Source organism: Synergistales bacterium, assembly GCA_021736445.1.
GTDB lineage: Bacteria > Synergistota > Synergistia > Synergistales > Aminiphilaceae > JAIPGA01.
The window spans coordinates 1-14223 of the sequence record JAIPGA010000069.1 but is presented as its reverse complement, the minus strand read 5'-3'; the positions used below and the strand labels follow the sequence as shown (position 1 = coordinate 14223).

15 protein-coding genes and 1 tRNA gene are annotated in these 14223 nt (G+C 67.8%); 2 read left to right on the top strand and 14 right to left on the bottom strand.

Going from position 1 to position 14223, the window contains the following annotated elements; translation table 11 throughout:
• The 4 genes from K9L28_09480 to K9L28_09465 all read right to left on the bottom strand — a co-directional run.
• Nucleotides 1–849: CoA-binding protein (locus K9L28_09480; protein ID MCF7936560.1), on the bottom strand; the 849-nt coding region annotated here is incomplete at its 3' end.
• 22 nt (nt 850–871) lie between these two features.
• Nucleotides 872–2059: a hypothetical protein gene (locus K9L28_09475; protein MCF7936559.1), complete on the bottom strand. Its 1188-nt coding sequence runs from the start codon at nt 2057–2059 to the stop codon at nt 872–874.
• 84 nt (nt 2060–2143) lie between these two features.
• Nucleotides 2144–3289 carry a RelA/SpoT domain-containing protein gene (locus tag K9L28_09470; protein MCF7936558.1) on the bottom strand — a complete coding sequence of 382 codons (1146 nt, stop codon included), beginning with the start codon at nt 3287–3289 and terminating at the stop codon, nt 2144–2146.
• Between the two features lie 139 nt (nt 3290–3428).
• Nucleotides 3429–6962 carry a tetratricopeptide repeat protein gene (locus K9L28_09465; protein MCF7936557.1) on the bottom strand — a complete coding sequence of 1178 codons (3534 nt, stop codon included), beginning with the start codon at nt 6960–6962 and terminating at the stop codon, nt 3429–3431.
• A 157-nt stretch (nt 6963–7119) separates the two neighbouring features.
• On the opposite strand from K9L28_09465, the gene K9L28_09460 reads away from it, so the two are divergent.
• Nucleotides 7120–7890, top strand: a complete 771-nt coding sequence (locus K9L28_09460; GenBank protein MCF7936556.1) for a hypothetical protein — start codon at nt 7120–7122, stop codon at nt 7888–7890.
• A gap of 2 nt (nt 7891–7892) precedes the next feature.
• Here K9L28_09460 and K9L28_09455 read toward each other — a convergent pair whose 3' ends face one another.
• The 10 genes from K9L28_09455 to K9L28_09410 form a co-directional block, all read right to left on the bottom strand.
• The gene (locus K9L28_09455) at nt 7893–8237 is read right to left on the bottom strand and encodes a hypothetical protein (protein MCF7936555.1); all 345 of its coding nucleotides are present in this window, start codon (nt 8235–8237) and stop codon (nt 7893–7895) included.
• Between the two features lie 68 nt (nt 8238–8305).
• Nucleotides 8306–8390 (bottom strand) — tRNA-Leu (locus K9L28_09450).
• Between the two features lie 82 nt (nt 8391–8472).
• Entirely contained in the window at nt 8473–8823 is a 351-nt protein-coding gene (gene rplS / locus K9L28_09445; protein MCF7936554.1) for a 50S ribosomal protein L19, read from the bottom strand.
• Between the two features lie 35 nt (nt 8824–8858).
• Nucleotides 8859–9992: a tRNA (guanosine(37)-N1)-methyltransferase TrmD gene (gene trmD, locus K9L28_09440; protein MCF7936553.1), complete on the bottom strand. Its 1134-nt coding sequence runs from the start codon at nt 9990–9992 to the stop codon at nt 8859–8861.
• Nucleotides 9989–10516, bottom strand: coding sequence for a ribosome maturation factor RimM (gene rimM, locus K9L28_09435; protein ID MCF7936552.1), 528 nt, complete (start codon nt 10514–10516; stop codon nt 9989–9991). Before rimM ends, trmD begins: the two co-directional genes overlap by 4 nt.
• A gap of 5 nt (nt 10517–10521) precedes the next feature.
• Entirely contained in the window at nt 10522–10767 is a 246-nt protein-coding gene (locus K9L28_09430) for a KH domain-containing protein (GenBank protein MCF7936551.1), read from the bottom strand.
• Between the two features lie 3 nt (nt 10768–10770).
• On the bottom strand, nt 10771–11043 hold the full coding sequence (gene rpsP, locus K9L28_09425) for a 30S ribosomal protein S16 (GenBank protein MCF7936550.1): 273 nt from the start codon (nt 11041–11043) through the stop codon (nt 10771–10773).
• 112 nt (nt 11044–11155) lie between these two features.
• Nucleotides 11156–12490, bottom strand: coding sequence for a signal recognition particle protein (ffh, locus tag K9L28_09420; GenBank protein ID MCF7936549.1), 1335 nt, complete (start codon nt 12488–12490; stop codon nt 11156–11158).
• Nucleotides 12483–12845, bottom strand: coding sequence for a DNA-binding protein (locus K9L28_09415; protein MCF7936548.1), 363 nt, complete (start codon nt 12843–12845; stop codon nt 12483–12485). Before K9L28_09415 ends, ffh begins: the two co-directional genes overlap by 8 nt.
• An 88-nt stretch (nt 12846–12933) precedes the next feature.
• On the bottom strand, nt 12934–13335 hold the full coding sequence (locus K9L28_09410) for a hypothetical protein (protein MCF7936547.1): 402 nt from the start codon (nt 13333–13335) through the stop codon (nt 12934–12936).
• A 188-nt stretch (nt 13336–13523) separates the two neighbouring features.
• On the opposite strand from K9L28_09410, the gene K9L28_09405 reads away from it, so the two are divergent.
• Nucleotides 13524–14177: a lactate utilization protein gene (locus tag K9L28_09405; protein ID MCF7936546.1), complete on the top strand. Its 654-nt coding sequence runs from the start codon at nt 13524–13526 to the stop codon at nt 14175–14177.
• Nucleotides 14178–14223: the final 46 nt, after the last annotated feature.

Below are 14223 nucleotides of genomic sequence, written 5' to 3'. Positions count from 1 at the left end.
CAGGGGCAGCACGCCGAACTGGCGGTAGAGGGCGTTCCAGACCGCTTCGTCGCCGGCCAGCGCCCCCGTGTGGCTTTTGGCCGCCTCCTTGGAGGTGGCACTGACCCCGGCCTTGAGGACCCCGATGGGCACCCCCCGCCGATGGGCCTCGGCGATGAGCTCGAAGAAACGGTGCCCTTCGCGCAGCCCCTCCAGATAGAGCAGCAGATAGTGGACCTCGGGGTCCTGCAGCAGATAGCGGGCCACATCGATGGCGTCCAGGTCGGACTGGTTGCCCGTGGTCACCACATAGCGGAAGCGCACCCCCCGGTCGACACCCATGGAGAAGCTGGCGAAGCCGAAGGCGCCGCTCTGGGAGACGTAGGCCACGTTGCCCAGGGGGCAGCGCCGCTGCTCCATGGCCGCCGAGAAGGTCAGGGGCACACAGTCCACCAGATTGACCAGCCCCTGGCAGTTGGGGCCCAGGATGCGCAGCCCCTTCTCCCGGGCGCGGGCCGCCATCTCCTCCTGGATGCCTTCGCCGCCGCTCTCGGCGAAGCCCGAGGCGAAGATCGCGGCGTACCCCACCCCCCGGTCGGCGCACTGTTCGATCACCCCCGGCACCAGCGAGGCACGCACGCCGATGAGGACCACATCGGGGGTCTCCGGCAGTGAGGGGATGTCGGGATAGCAGGGAAGGCCGCCGATCTCCCCGTATTTGGGGTTCACGGGATAGATGGCTCCGGGGAAGGCGTTCTGTTGCAGCAGCTTCAGCGGTCTCCCGGAGATGGAATCCATATTGTGGGAGGCACCGACGATAGCGATGCGTTCCGGTTTGAACAGCTTGTCGAGACTGGGGATTGCCGACATAGACTCGCTCCCTCGCTTTCTCTCAGGCCAGCTCGTCCGCGATGGCCTTCTTCCAGAGACGCACCGAGGTGCACCCCGTCTTCCCCGAGACCCATTCCGGGGCCCCGCCGCCCTTGGCCTGCAGCTCCGCGCGGCGGACCACAGTCCTGGCGTCGAGGGGACAGCTCCCGCCCCGGGCCAGGAGGACCTGCGCCTCCGGGCCGTCGCCCTCCTGGAGGAGCACGCACCCCACAGCGCCGTCGTCGTCGGTGATGATCCGCTTCAGCGCCGGCGTCACCAGCTCGCCGGGGATCCCGGCGAGGACCAGCGCATGGAGTCTCCAGCCGCCCGGGAGCTCCTCGCGCTCCCAGGGGAAGGCCAGGTACTGCTTCACCTTGTCCAGCGCCTTCCTGGCGCCGGCCGCCTCGTCCCGCCGCTTTGCAACCAGCCCGGGGATCTTCGCCGCCGGCGTAGCCAGCTCGCGTTCCAGCATGCGCATCCGCCGGCTCCCCTCCGCCGCCACCTCTCCGTCTACGGTAAAGCTCACCTGCCACTCCGGCGGCGAGCCCTTGAAGCCCGTCACCACCACCGCACCGACCTGCCCCGTGAAGGGCACATGGCTCCCCGAACAGGCGATGCGGTCGAATCCGCGGATGGAGATCATCCGCACCGGCTCGTCGTCCAGGCGGTCCCACTTGGCCCTCAGGCCGCGCTCCCAGGCCTCGGCAGGGGAGAGCACCCGGCATTCCACCGGCAGATTTCTGCCGATCACATCGGCGGCGCCTCGCTCCGCCTCGAAGAGGGCCTCCCAGGTCAGGTCGCCGTCGTAGCGGAGGAAGACCGTGGAGTGCTCCCCGCCGATGGCCACCTTGCCGATGGAAAGGCCGGGACAGGTGCGCTCAAGAATGCGGGAGAGGATATGCTCGCCGGTGTGCATCCGCGCGTAGCGTCCCCGACGGGCCAGATCCACCGTGGCCTCCACGGCGTCGCCCTCCTGGGGCGTCCCCCTGCGTGGCTTGACATCCAGCAGGTGGGCGCCGTCTGCGTTGCTGGTGCATCCCGTCACGCTGCCGCTGAAGTCCTCGCTTTCCAGCCGGCCGCCGTCGCCGGGCTGGCCGCCCCCCTCCGGCCGGAAGGGGGTCTCGGCCAGCCTGAGGGTATACCGCTTCCTGGAATGCCGCTCCACACCCGTAATGACTGTGGAGCACCGCTCCGGATAGTCTGTCAGCATCGGCGTCACTCCCTGTAAAAAAATCGAGGGGAGACAGATACGCCCGCCCTCGATAGATGTCGCACAACCGCTGTTCAGTCTGTATTACTGTCCCTTGATCCGGTCTGTGGCCTCCTTGATGCCCAGCAGGGAGAGATCCCGATCCTGCAGGATCTGCCAGCGGGCGTTCAGCACCATCAGGAAGAGCACGGCGTAGGAATCCACCTTCCAGTCGGCGATCTCGTCGCTGAAGGAGTCGTAGATCGACTGGAGATGATCCCGGCCCTTGCCGCCGGCCTCCATGTCCTCCAGGAAACGCTGGAAATCCTGGAGGGTGCGGATGCCCGCCGCATCCAGCAGGGCCACCAGATCCTTCAGGCTCTGCCGTTCGTGCTCCTCGGGGTAGCGCTGCACCGGATAGCCGATATCCCGGGCCATGCGCTCCCAGTTCTGGAGCTGTTCCGGCCGGCCGGCGAAGTAGGTCTCCAGTCCTTCGGCGGAGAGCGCCGGCGGCTCCTCAGGCGGCTGCTGGGGCTCCGGCTCGGGTTCCCGTTCAGGCTGCGGTTCGGGTTCCTCCGGACCGCCTCCCTCTTCCGGCGGAGGCGGTGTGCTGCCGCCGGAGGGCGGTTCCTGGCCGCCGAGCAGATGCCGCAGCGTCAGGAAGCCTTCGTCGGCCTCCTCCAGCAGCGCGCTCATCCGGGAGAGCTTCCGCTTCAGCATGCTCTTGGACTGCTTCAGCTGCTCGTAGGGGAGCGTGGTGGTAATGTTCACCCAGGCATTCTGCAGGATGGTACGCACCTGGATCTCCGCCAGCAGGTCCCGGTAGCGGCTCCACTCCCGCAGCTCGCGGCGCTGCTCCGGCAGGGAGACGGCGTAGCGGATCGAACGGTAGCCGTAGACATCGGGGTCGTGTATCGCCTCGTAGGGCACCGACTGCTCCGGGTAGACCCGGAACTCCTCCTCGATCATCTGGGCCACCCGTTCCAGCTCCTCCGCATAGTAGAGCACGATGCGGACACCCGAAAGGTCTGTAATCTCTTTGAAGGGGTCGTCGTAGGAGACCCCGGAATCGTTGATCAGCTCGCTGAACCGATCCAACCCCTTCGTCCGGCTTTCTACATGAAACTGCTCAACGCCGAGGTTCTCCAGAAGATCCTGGACAAGATTGCACAACCGCGAGGTGAAGCTCTTGTAGAGGTCGTGCTCCTTTATGTACCGGTCCATCCAGGCGTCCGTGTTTGTGCCGGCCATCCACTAATCACCACCCATTAAGGTTCTGCAGCTTCCGTTGCACCAGAGGAAACAACCCGCCTCCCTCAGAGACGCATCAGGGGCACACCACATCTTTCGCAAAAAAGTATACCCGAAATATACGTCGGTTCAAAGGGTGTTACAGGCCCTTCGCTCTGGCGGCTCTCCGGGCTTCCATGTTGTCCGGATCCAGCCAGAGCGCCATATGGAAGGACTCCCGGGCGAGATCCGTCTCGCCCCGGCGCTCCGCGACATAGCCCAGGAGCGTATACCCCGTGGAGCTCTTGGGCTGCCGCTGCAGCCCCTTGAGCACCGCCTGCCTGGCCCCCTGCGGATCGCCGGCGGAGAGCCGCGCATGGGCCAGGGCGAAGTGGGCGAAGGCCTCCAGGGGACGCACGCCGAGAACGGCACTGGCCTCTTCGGTCCCCTCCTCTGCCTGTGCGGTGGCGATGGCCACGGCGCCGTTGGCATAGGCCGCCGCACCGACGGGGCTCACATACGCAGCCTCGGCGAGGGCCTGCAGCTCCAGGGCGCGGTCCCCGATCTCCGGGGTCTCCAGGAGAGCCTCCCCCGCCGCATCGCTGCCGCTCTCCCCGCTGCCGGGCCCGGTGATCCGGGGGAGGAAGGCCCGGTAGATCCGCTCCAGCGTCGCTCTGGGCAGACCGGCCTCCCGGGCTCCCCGCAGCGGCGTGTAGAGGGGGCCCAGATCGCGGAAGCCGTCGGGATAGACCACCTTGGGGGTCCGCACCAGATCGCCGAAGGTCTGCGCCGCCTCCCGGTAGCGTCCGTCACGGTAGAGGGCGTAGCCGAGATTGGCCATGGCCTGGCCGTTGGCCGGCTCCGACTGGAGGATCCCCCGGAACCGCTCGGCGGCCTCGGCGTAGGCCTCCCGCCGGGCCTCCGCGAAACCGAGGTTGTTCCTGATGCGGCTGTCGCCGGGCGTCTGGGCGAGCATCCGCTCGTAGGCCGCCTCGGCGCGGTCGTAGAAGGCCAGGTCACAGCAGGCGTCGGCGTAGGCACGCTGCACCTCCAGGTTGTCCGGCTCCAGTTCCGCGGCCCGTTCCAGACGGTTGTAGGCCTCGTAGAGCTTGCCCGCCTCGGCGAGCCGCTTCCCCTGACCGAGCAGATCCTCGGCCCTGTCCTTCCGGGGCTCGGGGGTCACCGGGGCAGGGCGTTCCCGGGCCGTCTCCTCGCCGGGGGGCTGGAGCCCGGCCCTGGCGTAGACCCTGGCCGCCTCCTCCTCGTTGCCCAGCCGCTGGTAGAGGGAAGCCAGCTTCCTGAGGGTCCCGACGTCGCCGGGGTTCCGCTCCGCCAGTCTGCGGTAGAGCTCCACCGCCTCCAGATAGTCGCCCGACTCCGCCTTGCGCTCCGCCCGGGCCTGCAGCCGCCGCTCCTCGGCCCGTTCCCGGGCCTGCTGGACGGCCACGCGCCGTTCCCGTATCCGCTCCCCCGCCGTGCCGCCGGGGAAGCGTTCCGCCGCCTCGTCACAGAGGGCTTCGGCCTTCCTGTACTCCTCCAGCTGACGGAGGGTATCGATCAGACCCAGATAGGCCGGCAGGGTGGGCTCCTTCTCGATGGAGGCCCGGAAGGCCTCCCGGGCCTCGGCATACCTCCCGTCGTCGGCCGCCTTCCTCCCCCGTGCGGCGAGGCCCTGCGCGCTCCGCTCGATCCGTTTCCGTTCGGCCCGCTGCCTGGCTTCGGCGAGGGCCCCGGCCAGCTCGCGGTCGTCGGGGAAGCGCTCCGTCAACCGCTCGTAGAGCACCACCGCCTCGGCGGGCCTCCCCATGCGGAGATAGCTCTCCGCCCTGCCCCGCAGCGCAGCTGCGCTGTCCGGGTCCAGGGCCAGCGCCTCGTCGAAATGCCGGCCCGCCGCCTCGGCGTTCCCGGCCTCCAGCGCCCTGCGGCCCGCCTCTACCAGCTCGCGCATCCTGCGCTCCCGGGCCAGGCGCGTTTTCATCGCCCGCGCCCTGTCAAGCCCCAGGAGCGCCTGCTCCCGGCCTTCCTCCATGGAGAGGGCCCGGGAGAAATGCCGCTCGGCCTTCCCGGGCTGTTCCAGCGCCAGGTAGGCCTGGCCGAGACGTTCCGCCAGCACGGGATCGGCTCCGCTTTCGTCCAGGGCATTCAGCAGCACGTCCCTGGCCTCGGCGGGCTCGCCCAGCCGAAGGTAGCATTCGCCCAGGCCCAGCATGGCCTCCCGGAGGATGGGCACCCTGTCGAGGGCCTCCCGGAAGGCGTTCCGCGCCGCCTCCAGGTCACCCCGCTGCAGCAGCGCCTGGCCGAGGCCGTTGTAGGCCATGGCGTCGTTGGAAGCAATCCGGATGCTCCCCCGGAAGGCCGGCACCGCACGGTCGGGGGAGCCCACCATGAGGTAGCTCTCGCCGAGCAGGTAGAAGGCCTCCTGGAGAGAGGGGTCCTTGTCTGTCGCCCTGTCCAGCTTGTCGATGGCTCTGCGGTATTCGCCGTCGTGGTAGTGCTCCACGCCGCTTTCGGCCAGGTAAGAGGCCCGGTGGGTGTAGTACCAGAACCCCACGGCGGCGGCAGCGGCGATCGCCACGGCGAGGACCGCCATGGCGATGGGGAGGATACGTCGCCTGCGGATGCCCGCCCAGGCATGCAGCCACTCCGCAAGGGCCGGCGCCGCGGCCCTCTGCTTTTCCTCCTGTGGTGGGGTGAGCGCCTCGTGCTCGGCGCTCTCCAGACCCTCGCCGGGGTGCTGCTCCCCACGGGGTTCCGCCTCGCCGGAGACCGGCCGGGGTTCCCCGCCGGCAGGCTCCGGCTCTTCAGGCTCCGCCGGGGGCTCTTCCGTCGCCTGGGGCGCCTCTTCGGGACCGGGCTCCGCTGACGGCGGTTCCTCTTCGGCTTCCTCCGCTTTCGGCGGCTTCGGTGCCTCTTCGGCGGGTTCGGGAGGGGTTTCGGGCGGCGCGGTCTCCGCCGGGGCTTCGGGGGCACCCCGGGGCTCCTCCTGTTCCTCCGGGGCCCCGGAGGGTGCCGCGGTCTCCGCCGGCGGCACCACCGCTTCCGTCTCCTCCGGCGCAACACCGCCCTCCTCTCCCCGGGACGGTTCCTCTAGGGGAGCGCCCGCAGGGGCGCCAAGCAAGTCCGCCAGGCCGGCGGCAAGCCCCCCGCTCCGTGCCGCGGGCTCCTCCCGGGCTTCCGGTGACGGCGGTTCTTCCGCTACGGGGGGGCGCGCTTCTGCAGGGGGTTCCGCCTCCGCCGGCGCCTCGGCGTCGGCGCCGGAAAGAAAGGCTCTCCGCCGTTGGCCCACAAGGCCGAGGAGCTCCAGGTTCCGCTCCCTGCGGGAAGCGTCCGCCTCCCGCTCTCCGGAGGCATCCCCGCCGCTGGAGGCCCCGCGGTATCCAAAGGCCGCCGCCCAGGGCGGCAGCGAGGCGTCGGCGCTCCGGCCGCCGCCTTCCGGCAGACGGTCGGCGATCTCGCGGGCGGAAAGGCCGCTCTGTGCGGCCGCCTCGTCGATCTCGGCCTGCGAAAGCGTCCGTTCGCCGAGAACGGGCGCGATCCCCACCGTCTCGATGAGCCGGACGGTGGCGTCCACATCGTCGGGGGAGGCCGCCTCTTCCCGGAGCAGAAGCAGCCGCAGTCTGTCCGGCTGCTCAAGGATCCGATTCCCCTCTTCTTCCCGAATTCGCTGCAGTACGGTCCGGAACTGATCATCCATGGCTCTGTACCCCCGAATGCTCCGCCACGCTCCCGGGGCCGATCCCGCCCCTGTGGATTACCGGCCCTTCAGCCGGAAAAACAGTGCAATATACAGCATTCGTATCATACCAAAAGCCGGGGCAAACCCAAAACGCCGGTTTCCCCGCAGGTGGAACATGATACACTACAAAAGCCTGCGGCAGACGCTGCAGCATATCCGCACCATACCCCGTCAACGGGAAGGAGTGGTCGTAGTGCGTACAGCCGTCCCCCGAATGATAGCAGCTCTCCTGGTTCTGTGTACGGCCCTGATACCCATGATTCCACCGGCGGCAGCCTCGGAAACCGTGGATCTCGGCACCGGCTCGAAGGAACACGCCTTCCTCACCGCCTGGTCCAGGGAGAAGCAGACCGCCACGGTGAAGTACTACTTTCTCACCGAAGAGGGGCTCGAGCAGTTCCGCACCGGACAGCTGATGTCCCAGGGACTCTCCGAAGCGGAGGCCCGCCGGGTGGTCTGTTTCAAGGACACCTACCAGTTCCTGGACAACGCCCTGGAGTTCCGCTTCGTCCGGACCACCTACCACGACAGCAAGGGGCGGCGTGTCGCCTCGCTGGAGTGGGACGACACCAGCTACCCCATTGTGGAAGGAACCTTCATCCAGCAGGCGGCCGACTACGCCCTCACCGGCCTCCCCGCCTCGGCGGATCCCCTGCGGCTTTCCGGCAGGCTGGACAAGCGTCTCTCCGGCGGCAGACAGCGCTTTCTGCTGAAGACCGAAGAGATGGGGACCCTGCAGTTCGATCCGGAGCGCATCCACGCCAGGAAGGCCTACTTCGACCTCCTCCGCCTCTCCGCAGCAGGGACACCCCTTCTGGCCATCGGCACGCTGGATCGGAGCACCTCCCCGCCGACGCTCTCGCCCTTCTTCCTCCTGAAGCAGTAGGCTCAGGAGAGACGCAGGGTCAGACCGTAGACGACAAACCACGCCCCCAGCAGGATCGTGGAGAGATTGCTTTTCACCAGCATCCGCGGCAGCTCCTCGTCCCCGGCGTTCACCCGCTGCCGGATCGCCAGAAGCGTGCCCAGATTCCCCGCCGCATTGGCCGCGCCGAAGGCGAAGGCCACAGGGTGCCCCTGGCCGTAGACCAGCCCAGCGCCGACCACACAGATCCCGAATCCCAGACCGGCGGCGGTCGTCACCCCCGGGAGGACCACCTGCAGCGTCTTGCCCGCCAGCCAGACAGCGGCCAGGGAAAGCGCCACCAGCATCACCGCACCGTATCCTTCCATCCTTGCTCCCCCTTTGTGGGCGCCACAAAAAAAGTCCCTCCCCCGCAGGGAAGGGACGATCTATCGAATGGTGCCGGGGACGAGACTTGAACTCGTACGGGTTGCCCCACACGGCCCTCAACCGTGCGTGTCTACCAATTCCACCACCCCGGCCTGCCGACGCGGCGATAATTATACAGAGGGTGCATGACTCCGTCAACACCCATTCCGGGAAATCGCCGGCACCGGAATATCCCTACTTCCTGCGGCGCTCCTTGATCCGGGCCGACTTGCCGCTCCGCTTCCGCAGATAGTAGAGCTTGGCCCGGCGCACCTTGCCCAGACGCTTAACCACGATCTTGTCGATGGAGGGACAGTGGAGAGGGAAGATCCGCTCCACCCCCACACCGCCGGAGACCTTGCGGACGGTGAAGGTCTCGTTCACGCCGCCGTGCTTCCTGGCGATCACCACACCCTCGAAGACCTGCACACGCTCGCGGTTGCCCTCGCGGACCCGCACGTGAACCTGAACGGTGTCCCCGGGCCGGAACTCGGGGATCGATTCCTTACAGTACTTTTGTTCCACCAGTGCAATCTTGGGATCCATTGCAATTCCTCCTTGCCGAATATCCGGACACCGCGCTACCGGCATCCGAGAAACCTGTCCAGCGCGACCGCCACAGCGTACTCCGCGGCATCCCGCCCCTGCAGGGGACAGAGGTCCACCGCCGTTCCGCCGATCCGGTCATCGTCGCCGAACCAGAAAACCAGCGGCCTGTCGGCCTCCAGGGCTCGCCGTTTGGCCTCCAGCCAGTGGAGTCCCCCGGAAACACCGGGGCGCAGGACAAAGGGGCGGGCCTTCTCCCGGCGCTCCACCCACTGCAGAAGACGGCCGGCTTGCTTGCACACCTTGATTCCTTCCAGATCGACGCCCTTCCCGGCGGCCGGAAGCCCCTCCCTGCCGGAAGGCTCCACCAGGCAGAGGCGCTCCACACCGTAGAGGGCGCAGAGACGCCGGACGTCGGGGAACCCGTCTCCGCGCCGGCGGTCAACGAATCCGTCGCCCAGCGCCAGGTAGACCCGTGAGGAGAGATGCTCCCCGATGCCTGTGACGGCGAGCAGATCGGGACGGCGCTCCAGGGTACGGGTCCGCCGCTGTTCCGTCCGCCACCGGTCGATGGCCTGGTGGTCGCCGGAGCGCAGCACCCCGGGGACCTGCCGTCCGCGCCACTCCGCCGGCCGCGTGTAGTGGGGGTGGTCCAGGAATCCGCTGTAGAAGGAGTCCTCCTCAACCGCCTCCCGGCGGCCCACCACGCCCGGCATCAGCCGCGCCACCGCGTCGGCCAGCACCATGGCGGGGAGCTCGCCGCCGGTGAGAACAACGTCGCCCAGAGAGAACTCCAGGTCCACATACCGCTCCGTCACCCGCTCGTCGATGCCTTCGTAATGGCCGCAGAGCAGGACCAGATGCCCCTCGCGGGCGAGGCTCTCCACCAGCCCCTGATGCAGCCGCACACCCTGCGGCGAAGGCGCGGCCACCAGAGCCGCGTCGCCTCCCACATGGTCCAGCGCGGCACCCAGGGGCCCGGGCATGAGCACCATACCGCCGCCGCCGTAGGCGTAGTCGTCCACCTGCCGGTAGTCGCCGGCGGCGAAGTCCCGCAGGTCCACCACGGAGGCCTCCAGATCGCCCCGCTCACGGGCCCTGCCGAGGACGCTGGTGTTCAGATAGTCCTCCACCAGCGCCGGGAAGGCGGTGATGACGGTGATCCTCATCGCCCGGGCAGACCCTCGGGCAGCGAAACCTCCATGCGCCGCTGCCGGAGATCCACGGACCGGACCACCTCGCCGACGGCGGGCAGCAGCAGCCGACCATCCCCGCCGGTCACCACGTAGACATCCGCCGCACCGGTCTGCATCACGTCGTCGAGCCGGCCGAGCACACGCCCCGTCTCCGCCTCCACGACCTCGAGACCCAGCAGGTCGTCGATCCAGTAGGTGCCTTCCGGCAGCACGGGACAGTCCGAACGGGGGACCTTGATCTGTGCGCCCGTCAGGGCTTCCGCGTCGTCGCGGGTGTCGATGCCCTCGCAGTCGATGAGCATCTGGTTCTTTCCCGGGACGGGACGCACGCGCGTCACGGGGAAGCTCCCCAGAGCACGGTCGCCCCTGCCGAAGAGCGACAGCTCCTCCATGGACCGGAACCGCTCCGGGAAATCGGTCAGCACGGCGACGCGCAGCGTACCGCGCACCCCGTGGGCGCCGACCACCTTCCCCACAGCGACACGCTCCGGGAGCAACGCGGCTACTCCTCTTCCACGTCCACGTCGACCCGCTGCCCCTCCTTCTGGGAGGAGGCCCGGACGACCTGCCTCAGGGCGTTGATGGTGGCGCCCTTCTTGCCGATGACCCGACCGAGGTCCTCACGGGCCACGGAGATCCGCACGCCGAACTGACCTTCTTCCTGTTCCTGGACCTTGACCACCACGTCGTCCGGATTGGTCACGAGATTCCTGACGATAAATTCGGTAAGCTCTTTGTAGTCAGCCATGGGCTATCCGTTCTCCCTGTCTTCCGTAAAGCGTTCCCAGACACCGGTCCGCCGCAGCAGCGTGCGGGCCGTCTCCGAGGGCTTGGCGCCCTGTTTCAGCCACTTCAGCGCCTTTTCGCCGTCCACGACCACCTCAGCCGGATCGGTGAGGGGGTTGTAGGTCCCAAGCTGCTCAATGAAGCGCCCGTCCCGGGGCGAGCGGGAGTCCGCCACCACCAGACGATAGAATGGACGCTTCTTTCTTCCGTGCCGTGCAAGTCGAATCCGTACTGCCATCCAATACGCACCTCCGATTCCAAAATCGTGTCTCGCGGTACCGGCGCAACGCCGGCATCCCATCCTCCACCGCATCCTTCGCCGTATCGGGTGGGATCACTCCAGTCAAGGGCTAGAAGGGCATCATGTTTTTGGGAAGCTTGCCCTTCTTGGCACCCTTGCCGAACTTCTTCATCATGCCCCGCATCTGGTTGTACTGCTTGAGGACCTGGTTGACCATCTGCACGCTGGTGCCCGACCCGTTGGCGATCCGACGCCGCCGGCTCCCCTTGATGATCTCCGGTTTGCGGCGCTCCCTGGGCGTCATGGACTGGATCACCGCCCGGATGCGCTTGAGCCGCTGGGGGTCCACCTCGGCGTTCTGGAGCTGCTTCATCTGCCCGCCCATGGGCAGCATCTCCATCACCTTGTTGAGCGGCCCCATCTTCTCCAGCTGCTCCAGCTGGGAGAGGAGATCCTCCAGGGTAAAGCGGTCCTTCTTGATGGACTCGGCGAGCTTGGTGGCGTCCTTCTGGTCGGTGGCATCCCGGACCTTCTCCATCAGGCCCTCCACGTCGCCCATGCCCATGATCCGGCCGGCCATCCGCTGGGGATCGAAGGTCTCGTAGTCCTTGATGCCCTCGCCGACACCGGCCAGCTTCACCGGCACGCCCGTCACGGAGCGCACCGCCAGGGCCGCACCGCCGCGGGCGTCGCCGTCCAGCTTGGAGAGCACCAGCCCGGTGAGCTCCATGTCGCTGTGGAAGTGCTCGGCCACCTGCACCGCCTCCTGGCCGGTCATGGCGTCCAGCACCAGCAGGGTCTCCGTAGGCTGCAGCTTGCGTTTCATCTGCCTCAGCTGGGCCATGAGCTCCTCGTCCACGTGCAGCCGCCCCGCCGTGTCGAGGATCACCACATCGTAGAGATGGTCCGCCGCGTAGCGCAGCGACCGCTTGACCAGAGGGACGGGGTCGCTCTCGCCCTCGTCGGGGCCGAAGAAGCCGAAACCGCCCTTCTCCGCCAGGGTGCGGAGTTGCTCCACCGCCGCCGGACGCTGGAGGTCGCAGGCCACCAGCAGCGGCTTGTGTCCCTTGGACATCCGTGCGGCCAGCTTGGCGCAGCTGGTGGTCTTCCCCGAACCCTGGAGCCCCACGAGCATATAGGTGGTGGGCGGTTTCGGAGACACCTGCAGCGTGGCGTGCTCGCTGCCCATCAGATTCGTCAGTTCCTCGTAGACAATGGAGATCACCTGCTGGGCCGGTGTGATGGAATCCAGCACCTCCCGCCCCACGGCGCGCTCGCGGATGCGTCCCACCAGGTCCTTCACCAGCTTGTAGTTCACATCGGCTTCGAGCAGCGCCCGGCGGACCTCCCGCAGCGCCTCTCCGACATCCTGTTCGGTGAGCTTTCCCTTGCCGCGAAGGCCCTTGAAGACGCCTTCCAGCCGGTCTTTCAGCGAATCAAACATCTCTACCACTCCACTTGTCCCGTCGTTCCAGCACGGCATCCATCCGCCGCACAAACTCCCCGGGAAGGCTGCCTGCGTAGGCGGCCATCAGGGATTCCGCCTCTTCGAGACTCCGCTCCATGGCCCCCGCCCCGACGGCCTCCTCCATACGGAGGAGATGCTCCCTGGCGCGGTGGACCAGATCGTGGGCCCCCTGCCGGCTGACCCCCAGCTCCTCGGCGATCTCGCCCAGCGAGAGATCCTCCAGCTCGTGCAGCACATAGGCCTCGCGCTGGCGTCTGGTGAGCAGGGCACCGTAGATATCGAAGAGCGCGGCGTTTTGCACCCGTGCGGCAAGCCTCTCCTGATCGTTCAGTCCCACCACCCCCGCTGTCGAAACGGAGGCAAGTATAGATCCCCTGCGCCAAGGCGTCAAGGGGAATATCTTTACGGCTCGGCGGCCGTCACCAGTCCAGCTCTTCCCGCAGCGTGGTGATCAGCTCCAGCGCCTCCTCGTAGGTGAGGCTGGTGGTCTCCCCCACCAGATCGAGATCCTCTTCCCCCTCGGGGCCGGCGATATGCACCACACCCCACCTGGGGCGTTCCTTGGCGTGGGAATGAAAGTGCTCGCCGTCGTCGCCCCAGGGGACATCCTCGAAGGACTCGGGCGCGTAGAGCAGACGAAGCCGGGAAACCGCGGGAACCGCAAAGAGCCAGCCCCGCAGATCCACACCGCCCCCGGGCGCCTCGGCAAAGAGCCCCTCGCAGGCCAGACCGCCGGCCCCCCAGGGACCGCTTTCCCGCCACAGCACACCCATGGCGATCCTCCTCTCCAGCACCTGTTGCCGTGATCGTCGTTTACCCATAACCTACCACCTCTTCCCCGATCAGTCAGCACCCGATGGTCACCAACCTTCCGACGCATTGGAAGAAAGAGAGCCCCCTCGTGTACAATGGACGCAACATTGCAGCGCCGCCGGGGCAACACCGCCGGAAGCAGCTGCAGGAAACAGGCAGGAACGCGGCACACCAACCGAGTAGAGGAGGAACGGCAATGGACCAGTGGGAAGAGATCCGTCGGCAGCACTACGAGAATCTGGGCCGGAACGTGGCGAAGGCCTGCGGGGAGAAGGGCTTCAACGCCCAGTTCGCCCCCACCGGAGCGGAGGCCCTGGAGGAACTCCTGCGGCTGATCCCGGAAGGCAGCAAGGTGGGCGTGCCGGGAAGCGTCACCATCCGGGAGATGGGCGCCCTGGAAGGCCTGGAGCGCCGGGGCTGCACCATCGTCCAGCACTGGGACCCCTCGCTCGCCACGCCGGAGGAGAAGACCGCCCGCCTCCAGGAGGAGCTGCAGTGCCCCTACTACCTGACCAGCGCCAACGCCGTCACCCAGGACGGCATGCTGGTGAGCATCGACGGCGTGGGCAACCGCGTGGCCGGCATGGCCTGGGCCCCCGGCGTCATCATCTACGTCATCGGCATCAACAAGATCAGCCGGGACCTGCCCGCCGCCTTCCAGCGCATCCGCGACTGGGCCACACCCATGAACGGCATCCGCCTGGGCATGGACATCCCCTGCGCCGCCACAGGCTACTGCATGGACTGCAACAGCCCGGGCCGGGCCTGCCGCGCCACCCTTGTGCTGGAACGGGCCCCCATGAACCGCACGGCTCACGTGATCATCGTGGGCGAACCGCTGGGCTTCTAGGCGCTCGGAGCCCGCGCACCGCCAGGGCCGCCAGCCCCCCCCCCGG

Bases quoted from the DNA above. Each gene is read 5' to 3' on its own strand.
- K9L28_09475 (MCF7936559.1), bottom strand. From the start codon at position 2,059: ATGCTGACAGACTATCCGGAGCGGTGCTCCACAGTCATTACGGGTGTG.
- K9L28_09470 (MCF7936558.1), bottom strand. From the start codon at position 3,289: ATGGCCGGCACAAACACGGACGCCTGGATGGACCGGTACATAAAGGAG.
- K9L28_09465 (MCF7936557.1), bottom strand. From the start codon at position 6,962: ATGGATGATCAGTTCCGGACCGTACTGCAGCGAATTCGGGAAGAAGAG.
- K9L28_09460 (MCF7936556.1), top strand. From the start codon at position 7,120: ATGATACACTACAAAAGCCTGCGGCAGACGCTGCAGCATATCCGCACC.
- K9L28_09455 (MCF7936555.1), bottom strand. From the start codon at position 8,237: ATGGAAGGATACGGTGCGGTGATGCTGGTGGCGCTTTCCCTGGCCGCT.
- rplS (MCF7936554.1), bottom strand. From the start codon at position 8,823: ATGGATCCCAAGATTGCACTGGTGGAACAAAAGTACTGTAAGGAATCG.
- trmD (MCF7936553.1), bottom strand. From the start codon at position 9,992: ATGAGGATCACCGTCATCACCGCCTTCCCGGCGCTGGTGGAGGACTAT.
- K9L28_09430 (MCF7936551.1), bottom strand. From the start codon at position 10,767: ATGGCTGACTACAAAGAGCTTACCGAATTTATCGTCAGGAATCTCGTG.
- rpsP (MCF7936550.1), bottom strand. From the start codon at position 11,043: ATGGCAGTACGGATTCGACTTGCACGGCACGGAAGAAAGAAGCGTCCA.
- ffh (MCF7936549.1), bottom strand. From the start codon at position 12,490: ATGTTTGATTCGCTGAAAGACCGGCTGGAAGGCGTCTTCAAGGGCCTT.
- K9L28_09410 (MCF7936547.1), bottom strand. From the start codon at position 13,335: ATGGGTAAACGACGATCACGGCAACAGGTGCTGGAGAGGAGGATCGCC.
- K9L28_09405 (MCF7936546.1), top strand. From the start codon at position 13,524: ATGGACCAGTGGGAAGAGATCCGTCGGCAGCACTACGAGAATCTGGGC.